This is a genomic window from Enterococcus diestrammenae (assembly GCF_049384045.1).
Lineage (GTDB): Bacteria > Bacillota > Bacilli > Lactobacillales > Enterococcaceae > Enterococcus_C > Enterococcus_C diestrammenae.
In genome coordinates, this window is record NZ_JBMRGR010000011.1 from 111,865 (window position 1) to 121,377 (window position 9,513).

Annotated in this window: 4 protein-coding genes and 1 pseudogene; all 5 read right to left on the reverse strand. The window is 44.0% G+C overall.

Annotation, left to right across the window (positions count from 1 at the left end; genetic code table 11):
• Nucleotides 1-12: 12 nt before the first annotated feature.
• Nucleotides 13-3,546: a pyruvate:ferredoxin (flavodoxin) oxidoreductase gene (gene nifJ / locus ACO03U_RS09195; protein ID WP_204687019.1), complete on the reverse strand. Its 3,534-nt coding sequence runs from the start codon at nt 3,544-3,546 to the stop codon at nt 13-15.
• Between the two features lie 773 nt (nt 3,547-4,319).
• Nucleotides 4,320-4,769 carry a flavodoxin gene (locus ACO03U_RS09200; protein WP_204687020.1) on the reverse strand — a complete coding sequence of 150 codons (450 nt, stop codon included), beginning with the start codon at nt 4,767-4,769 and terminating at the stop codon, nt 4,320-4,322.
• Nucleotides 4,770-5,051: 282 nt separating this feature from the next.
• Nucleotides 5,052-5,774 (reverse strand): nucleotidyltransferase family protein, encoded by a 723-nt coding sequence (locus ACO03U_RS09205; RefSeq protein ID WP_423104629.1) that lies wholly within the window; start codon nt 5,772-5,774, stop codon nt 5,052-5,054.
• Nucleotides 5,710-8,283, reverse strand: a complete 2,574-nt coding sequence (gene xdh / locus ACO03U_RS09210; RefSeq protein WP_204687022.1) for a selenium-dependent xanthine dehydrogenase — start codon at nt 8,281-8,283, stop codon at nt 5,710-5,712. Before xdh ends, ACO03U_RS09205 begins: the two co-directional genes overlap by 65 nt.
• Nucleotides 8,284-9,201: 918 nt before the next feature.
• Nucleotides 9,202-9,513: pseudogene (locus ACO03U_RS09215) on the reverse strand (hypothetical protein); the annotation flags it as partial.

Genomic DNA, 9,513 nt, shown 5'->3' on the forward strand with positions numbered 1-9,513 from the left:
TGCTATCAAAAATTACTTATCTTTCTTCATACCGGCTAATTCAGTATAGGTTTCTGACCGGTGTTCCATCGCTTCGACAGTCGCTTCGTACATTTCAGAAACCTTAGTTGGGTCTTTTTTCACCGTATTCAAAGCTGAGAAGCGAGTTTGCTTGTTCAACAAAGCGGGAATCTTATCAAATTCAGCTTTTTTATAGTCCAGACGGAAAGGATCTTTCCCCTTGGCTGCCAAGCGTGGGTCGTAGCGATACAATTGCCAATAACCAGATTCCACTGCTTCTACTGCCTCGTGAATGGAGTTCCCCATCCCACCTTTAAGACCATGGGTAATACATGGAGTATAACCGATAATCAATGAAGGCCCTGGATAGGCTTCGGCTTCAATAATCGCCTTCATAGCTTGAGCTGGATTAGCCTCCATGGAAATTTGGGCTACGTAAACATTGCCATAAGTAGCGGCCATCATGCCTAAATCTTTCTTGGAAGTTGCTTTCCCCCCAGCGGCAAACTTAGCAATCGCAGAGGTCGGTGTTGCTTTACTCATTTGTCCACCGGTATTGGCGTAGACTTCATTATCCATGACAAAGATATTGATATCTTCCCCACTAGCCAAGACATGGTCAATCCCACCAAAACCAATATCATAAGCCCAACCATCGCCACCTAAAATCCATTGACTTGGTTTAGCAAAAAGATCACGATCCGCCAAAATTGCTAACAGTTCTGGATCTGTTTCTTTACTCAAAGCAGCGGTTAACTTAGCGGCCCGTTGTTGCGTACCTTCCCCTTCAGCAAAATGAAGTAACCAGTCTTCTAAAAGACTTCGGGTATCTGAATCGATGGGATTAGCACTAGCTAAAGCTGCTTCCACACGATTGGCTACCCGTTGACGACGCACCGTATTAGCCATATACATACCAAACCCATATTCCGCATTGTCTTCAAACAGGGAGTTAGACCAAGCTGGCCCTTGCCCCAGTTCATTGGTGGTATAAGGGGAAATTGGCGCCGATGCTCCCCAAATGGAAGAACAGCCCGTAGTATTGGCAATCATCATACGGTCGCCATACAGTTGGGTCAACAATTTGATATAAGGCGTCTCGCCACAGCCGGCACAAGCCCCAGAGAATTCCAACAATGGTTTTTCAAATTGCGAGCCACGAACAGAAGTCTTCTTCATAGGATTTTCTTTTTGACGCAAGGTCATGGCAAAAGCCCAATCTACAGCCTCAGCTTGTTGTGTTTCATAGTCTTTCATCACCAAGGCGCTGGCTGGACAAGCTTCCACACACAATCCACAACCGGTACAGTCTTCTAAGGACACTTGGATACGGTATTTCAAACCGTCTTTGCCTTTAAAGTCCCGCACGATAAAGCCTTCTGGTGCTTGTTCCATTTCAGCTTCATCTGCCAAAAATGGTCGAATAGCTGCATGTGGGCAGACAAAGGAACATTCATTACACATCGTACAAGCCTCGGGAAGCCATTCCGGTACTTGAAGGGCGATGCCACGTTTTTCATAGGCAGCTGTCCCTAGTGGCATCCGACCACCCAGCATCCCATTATCAATCAAATCGCCAACCGACAAATCATCCCCTTCTTGACGAGCAATAGGGTCCACGATATTGCGAACAAAGTCTGGTCGATCCTCTGAAACAGCTTCTGGAATGGGTGCCAAATCGGCCCACTCAGCAGGTACTTCGACTTTATGCAAATGTTCAAAGGTTTGATCGATGGCGGCCCAGTTGCGATCCACGATTTCTTTTGATTTTTTCAGGTAGCTCTTTTCGATTTCTGCTTTCAATAACGGCAAGAAGGTCTCCCGATCCATGATATCCGTTACTTCGAAAAAGGCAGCCGACATGACGGTATTGATTCTGCGCCCTAAACCATTATTCATGGCAATGTGCATACCGTCGATGATATAAAACTGATTATGGTGTTGTGCCAAATACCGTTTGAGATTGGTTGGTAAATGCTTTTTGACCTGTTCTTCATCCCAGACGGTGTTTAATAGGAAGGTCCCCCCATCTCGTAACCCTTTTAACAAATCATATTTGTGGAGATAAGCCGAATTATGACAGCCGATAAAATTGGCGTTTTCCACCAAGTAAGTCGAATCAATCGGTTTCTCTCCAAAACGTAAGTGAGAGACGGTTAAGCCCCCTGATTTTTTGGAGTCATAAGCAAAGTAAGCTTGGGCATACATGTCTGTGTTGTCCCCAATAATCTTGATGGCTTGTTTATTGGCCCCGACTGTCCCGTCAGAACCAAAGCCCCAGAACTTGGCTTGGAATGTTCCCGGTGCCGTCAAATCTAAGATCGCAGTTTTTGGCAAACTCAAGAAAGTCACATCATCGTTAATGCCGATGGTAAAGCGAGGTTTCATGTCAGCTTCTGGCAGTTTTAGATGATCGAAGACGCCGACAATTTGATCCGGTGTTACGTCTTTTGAAGCAATCCCATAACGACCGCCAATGATTATTGGCCGATTTGGGTGGCGATACAAGGCACTTTGGACATCCAATAATAAAGGTTCGCCATCAGCACCAGGCTCTTTAGTGCGATCTAAAACCGCGATGCGTTCTACCGTATCCGGTAATTTTGCCAAGATATCCGCTGTTGGAAACGGACGATACAAATGGATATTCAAATGACCAACTTTGCGCCCTTGTTGATTCAAGTAAGCGACTGTTTGGCGAATCGTTGGTGTTGCAGAACCCATGGAAATAATCACTTCAGTCGCATCTGGTGCGCCATAGTAGGTGGTTAAATCATAGTCTGTTCCCCGTAAAGCATTGATTTTATCCATGTATTTTTTCACAATGCCTGGCATCCGGTCATAATACTGGTTGACAGTTTCTCGCGATTGGAAATAAATATCTGGATTTTGCGCCGTTCCCGAAATATGAGGATTGTTGGGATTCATACTCCGATTCCGAAATTCCGCCAAGGCTTCTTGGTCTACCATCCCTTTTAAATCGGCATAATCTAAAACTTCAATTTTTTGTAATTCATGAGAGGTGCGAAAACCATCGAAAAAGTTCACAAACGGTAGACTACCTTCAATAGCCGCCAAATGCGCCACGGCTGATAAGTCCATCACTTCTTGAACCCCTGTCTCAGCTAACATACAAAAACCAGTTTGACGCGCTGCCATCACATCGCTGTGGTCACCAAAGATACTCAACGCATTGGTAGCCACGGCTCTGGCTGCCACATGAAAGACGCTTGGAAGCAATTCGCCAGCGATTTTATACATATTCGGAATCATCAACAACAACCCTTGTGAAGCTGTGTAGGTAGTAGTTAAGGCCCCAGTTTTCAAGGATCCATGAACTGCCCCAGCCGCCCCAGCTTCAGATTGCATGACAACGACTTTAACTTTTTCATCAAAGATATTCTTTTGCCCTTTTTCCGCCCACTCATCTACGACTTCTGCCATCGTTGAACTTGGGGTGATGGGATAAATTGCAGCAACTTCGGTAAAAGCATATGAAATATATGCTGCCGCAGTATTCCCATCCATCGTTTTCATTTTCTTCATGGTTTTAACTTCTTTCTATCCAATTGTTTTCTCAGATGCGCTTGCCTCTGAGAATCTATCATATTTTCATTGTCATCTAGGAACGGAACAACCTTTGCTCCTTAAAACTAACCAGCATGAAATTTCAGCACAGTTTTCTCTCTAACGCTTCTATGCTATTCACAAGATTAGTCTCAGTTTTATCCTAGATTCCCATTTTTTGAAATATTCTTTGGTCGCTGTTGCTGTCATCAAGGAAAATTCGAGATACTGTCACTCAGTATTCCCTGAGCTTTCAAAAGACTCCAAAAAAACAGTGACACAATACTCTAATTTAGCTAAATCTTCCACTATCGTCAAGTCGAAATCCAGCAAATTAACCACCTCAAACTTCTCTCATAAGCGCTTTACTTACAGTCTGAAGCTCGTTTGAACAAGGCGTTGTCCACCATCCGCACTGGAAAAGCCCCATAGCCATCGCTTCGAACTTTTCTGACTGGCATTTGCCAACCTATTTTCCCTGACTTATCTTAGCGAAAAATTTCTCCACTTATAATTGGGAAATCGAACCAGCAGTTAATAATTTCATAAGATTTAGATTAATTCTCTTCTACTAATGTTAGCAAAATTCGTGCTTTATCTATCCATTTGTAAGATAACAGATTGACTAGCCTGAAAATTAGTCGCCAGCCGCGGAGCTTCCAAACGATCCGATTTTTTTGATAGTTATCGCTGTTTAAAAAACGTCGCTATTTCTGGTTTGCAGCCTTGCTAGTTTCCAATCTTTTCGCAAATTAAGCCCCGGCAGCAATTAACCCTTTAACAAAAGTTGCCAACACTTGGGCATCTTCATCATCGGCTTCATTTTCGATTTTCACAGTTTCGGCACCGTTTTGGGCACCAGCTTGTTGAAAGGCTTCCGCAAAGTCATCTGCTGCTTTACAAAAATAATCTGGGTACAATTCACTATCGCCGGATCCGACTACACCAAAGACTTTTCCAGCTAAGTCTTGATCTGGCAGCTCATCATAGAAATCTTCAAAGTCAAAGGGAATTTCCCCATCATTGTAAGTATAAGTTGCTACTACACAAATATCAGCATCTTCAAAAATATCACTATCGGCATCATCTGCTTCGAAGCGTTGGACATCGATCCCTTGCTCAGTAAAATTCTCTTCCAAGATTTCAGCGATGCCTTCCGTGTTTCCAGTCATACTTGCGTAAACAATTTTTGCTAATGTCATGTTGCTTCCTTCCCTTCACTTCTCATTTTGTAAGCGTTCGCTATTTGTTTTTTTACAAATAACCAACCTTTTGAACACCCTTACTATACCACTTTGAGAACGCTATCTCAATATTTTTTAGGTTAAATAAATATTTTTTTGAACCCCTTAGATAAACTAGCTTTTTTACGGACAAACACCCCTCATTTTTGGGAATCCCTCTCCTAAACAAACAAGAGACCGAATCAGCTGATTCGGCCTCTAGACAGTAACGACAGTGCGGCGACAAATGATAGTGCGCTATTAAGTTACAGACGATTCTTCGAGCAAATTTTGATAATCTTCTGGTGTATCGACATCCATCAATAGGCGGCTAGCTACGGGAAACGTCAACCAATTATTGGGAAAGCGGTCGCGCACTTGACGCCCACCACGATCACCGGTCACTCGTAACAATTCATCAAAATAATGACTGCCGAAGAAAATAGGTGTCGCAGGCTGCGCTTCTCTGGTGGGAAAGACAATCTTGTCCACTTCCCCTTTTTTTATTAACGTCATCAAAATATCTCTGGTCAACAACGGCTGATCCGCTGTCAAAAAAATCACCCCTTGCCCTTCCACTTGAGCTGTGCCTAAACGAACACTGGCACTTTGCCCGCGGTCAGATGCATTGTTTTCGATCACGACAACCTGTTTGGGGATTTTTAGATGGACTAAATCTTCAGGTTTGATTACTAAAACTACTTTACCAAAGCCAACCGACTGCACGAGTTGGATGGTGCGTTCCAAAAAAGTTGCCTCCTGAAAAGGTAAGAACAATTTATTCTGTTGCATCCGTGATGAATGGCCGCTAGCCATAATAACCGCCGTAACATCCGCTTTTTTCGTAGGGATCACCTCCTTAGATTGCTGCACTTTTTTTAGCTTAACCCACGTTTTATTGGGGGTTTTTCTGAGAAATTTATTTCCGCCGTTTTTGATATGGAGTATCGCTGATTGGCAACGTCGGCCGTAAGTGACCATCATATGCTAGATAAGCGGCAGCAATCGCCGGTGCAGTTGGAATCGTTGCTAGTTCTCCAACCCCTTTGACGCCATATGCCAATCCCTCATGGATCCCTTCTGCTTGTACAAAGCGAATAGCTATTTCGGGAACTTTGGTGGCATCAAGCAGTCCAAGGTTGGCATAGCGCGCTTTGACATAGCCATCTTCAAGAGCAAAGTTTTCCGTCAATGCATACCCCATGCCCATGACGATTCCCCCTTCAATTTGACCTTCACAGGCCCGCGGGTTGACGACTTGCCCGACATCGTAAGCGGCTATAACTTTATCCAATTTCCCTTTGTCATCCAAAGTCACAACTTCAGCTGCATAGCCATAACCAGCGTGACTAACGGGGTTCTTTTTATCATTCACCAAAGGATCGGTTTTTGCTGAGTACTCACCGTAATACTCGCGACCTTCCAAATCTGCCATGCCATACCCCATATCCAAATCCACACGTAGTTGACTGCAGGCCCGGCGACAAGCTTCCCCGGTGAACAAGGACTGCCGGGATGCCGTCGTGGTACCAGAGTTTGGTGTACGAGCGGTATCCGGAGCCTCGGCGACAATCAGTTCTGGCGCAATATCCAAAGTTTCACAGGCAATTTGGGTGATAACGGTAGCCATACCTTGACCGATACAGGCAGCACTGGTACGCAAGTGAATTTTGCCGCCTTCGACAGAGACGATACAGCGACCGACATCAGGTAGCCCAACCCCGATCCCACTATTTTTAAAGAAACAGGAAATGCCCGCCGTGGTAGCTTTTTCATAATCTTCTTTGACGTTTAACAACGCTTCTTTTAAAGCGGCATTTTTAGAGACCAACTGACCATTTGGTAAAGTGTCCCCATAGCCCACCGCATTACGCCAACGAATTTCCCATTGAGAAATGCCGACTTTTTGCGCTAATAAATTAAGGTTATTTTCGATGGCAAATGCCGTCTGACAGACACCGAACCCTCGGAAAGCGCCACAAGGGGGATTATTGGTATAAACAGCAAAGCCTTCAATGTCGATATCTTGGTATTTATACGGTCCCGCCGCATGAGTACAGGCTCGTTGTAAGACTGGTCCACCCAAGGAAGCATAAGCCCCAGTATCAGCGTAAATCACGGCTTTCATCGCCGTCAGATTACCTTCTTCATCACAACCTGTCGTAAAGTCCATTTCCATCCCATGACGTTTTGGATGGACCATCAGGGACTCTTCCCGACTAAACAAGACCTTCACCGGCTGTTGTAACAGATAAGCCGCCAATGATGCGTGGTGTTGGACACTCATATCTTCTTTCCCACCAAAACCGCCACCAACTAGTTGTCCTTGAACATGAACCTGCTCTTTTTCTAAGCCTAACATTCGAGCGACTTCTCGCTGTTCATCATAAATACTTTGACCAGCACTATAAAGTAAGATGCCGTCGTCTTCAGGCTGGGCAATCGCACATTCCGGTTCCATGAAAGCGTGTTCGTTGATAGGCACCGAGTAATGCTCAGTTACAACATGGGCGGAAGCCGCCAATTTTTCTGCGACATTGCCACGAATTAAGTGTTCATGACTCAAGAGGTTCCCCCGTTCATGAAGTTTTGGTGCCCCATCAGCCAAGCCTGCTTCACAACTGAGTATCGGCGTCAATTCCTCATACTCAATGTCGACTAAGGCTTTGATTCTTGCCAGACTGGCTTTTGATTTTGCCACTACTAAGCAAATGGCATCCCCTACATAACGGGTGATGTCCCCTTCTGGAATCATGACATCCCAGTCCGAAATAAATTCCAAATGGCCAATTTTATTGTTTCCAGGTACATCAGCTGCGGTAAAGACTGCGACACACTCAGGATCAGCCAAGGCCGCCGCTTTATTGATTTTTACCACCCGAGCCCGAGGATAGGCGCTCCGAACTGCACTCGCGTACAGCATACCAGGGACAGTGATATCATCCACATAGATCCCAGTGCCCAAGGTTTTTTCAACAGCATCCACCCGCTTCATATCATGCCCCAATTTACCATCAGAAGTTTCATCAGGAATCGGTGTCTCTTCTCGCAACATCTTAGCAGCTAATTGAATGCCTTCGATGATTTTCACATAACCTGTGCAACGGCAAATATTGCTTCGAACCCCTTTTCGAATTTCTTCCTCAGTTGGATCTGGTTTTTTACCCAAAAATCCCAGTGCCGAAACGACAAATCCCGGGACACAATAGCCGCATTGAACGGCTCCAGTTTTGGCAAAAGCATAAGCAAAGACGTCCTTTTGTCGTTGCGTAATGCCTTCTACCGTCGTAATTTCTTTGCCGTCAACTTTTGCTAAAGTAAACAAACAAGATTTGGAAGCCTTTCCATTAATTAGCACGGTACAAGCGCCGCAAGCCCCTTGATCGCAGCCATCTTTGGTACCCGTCAATCCTAGATCATCCCGGAGAAAATGCATCAATTTTTTATCTTCTTGTGCAGTCACCGGTTGTCCATTTACGGTAAATGTATACATTTGGCACACCTCAATATCCATTTTTTTCTTATCACATTTATTATTATAGCACCTAAAAATTATTTTGGCTTACAAATTTAAATTTTTTGATAGCGTTTTTATGTTTTTTTATTTTGCTGTTTTCGGGATCCTTTTTTCACAAATAAAAAGGGATAGTCCCGTCTTTGTCCGCTCCTTCTTTCACGAGATAGCGAAAAATGCCTGACTGATAAAACTCATTTTATTCTCATAATTCAATAACAAAAATCGGACAGACTCGCTTCTGGAGCATCCCTCAAGTTATGGTGGGACCGGCTAAAGCCAAACAAAATTCATATTTGGCATTGGTCTTACTGAAGTCAAACTGGTTGTAAATCTGTCAAAAACCAGGCGGATAACAACCAATAATTTGCTAGCTCACCTTAGTGATTTCTGCTTAGGTGAACTGTATGCGAATGTTCCTTTGGCCCTCAGACATCCTTAACACTACAACTCGAGAGATGCGCCTCTCGCAAGTCTACCCGGTTTTAGCGATAATTACTTGACTCTTTTCACCTTAATCTGTCTTAAAAGATAGCAAGCCTATCGTGAAAAAGGTGAAATTTTTATGTAGCAGGATTAATGTGACAGTAGCTTTCAAGATTGAGATGGCTATAAAATCAATACGCACGCAATTACATCTAAGCAGAAACCGTTAAGATAAACTTGCAATGACAAATTGCTTGATATTTGGCATTTGCCGGTCTTGCTTTCGTCGAACGATTTTCTAGAGCGGCTAAATGATTGTTTTGATTCGCCAATCCTAATCATCACCCCCCTTTTAATAGCGATATTTCGATGTTTTTAAAAACGAACACAATACTATCTACGAAAAAAAGATGGGGAACATGAGGATTTCCTCTAGTTCGCCATCTTTTACCCTTTTAGCTTGTTTCGATCTCAGTCTTTATTTTCTGCTTTTTGTCTACGGGCTTGCGCTTGTTTCCGCAAGAGCTTCTGCGCTTTTTTTGAGCCCCTTTGGATATCCCGTTGAAATTTTCGTTCATGGAAATCAGTAAACAACGTGGAAAGATCGTAATCTTGTGGATAGAGTTGGCTGGCTGCCATCTCCAAGCGTAATCTTCGCAATGGCAGCTGCTGCATTTCATCATTTAAAAAGACCTCTGCATCACTAGAGGCTGCTGAAAAAGTCCCTAGAATAATTAGATACAGAAACACGTGTGAAGCCATCTTGGCTTTGCACGTGTTTCT

Coding starts and splice junctions, on each gene's coding strand:
- nifJ (WP_204687019.1), bottom strand. CDS start 3,546: ATGAAGAAAATGAAAACGATGGATGGGAATACTGCGGCAGCATATATT.
- ACO03U_RS09200 (WP_204687020.1), bottom strand. CDS start 4,769: ATGACATTAGCAAAAATTGTTTACGCAAGTATGACTGGAAACACGGAA.
- ACO03U_RS09205 (WP_423104629.1), bottom strand. CDS start 5,774: ATGATGGTCACTTACGGCCGACGTTGCCAATCAGCGATACTCCATATC.
- xdh (WP_204687022.1), bottom strand. CDS start 8,283: ATGTATACATTTACCGTAAATGGACAACCGGTGACTGCACAAGAAGAT.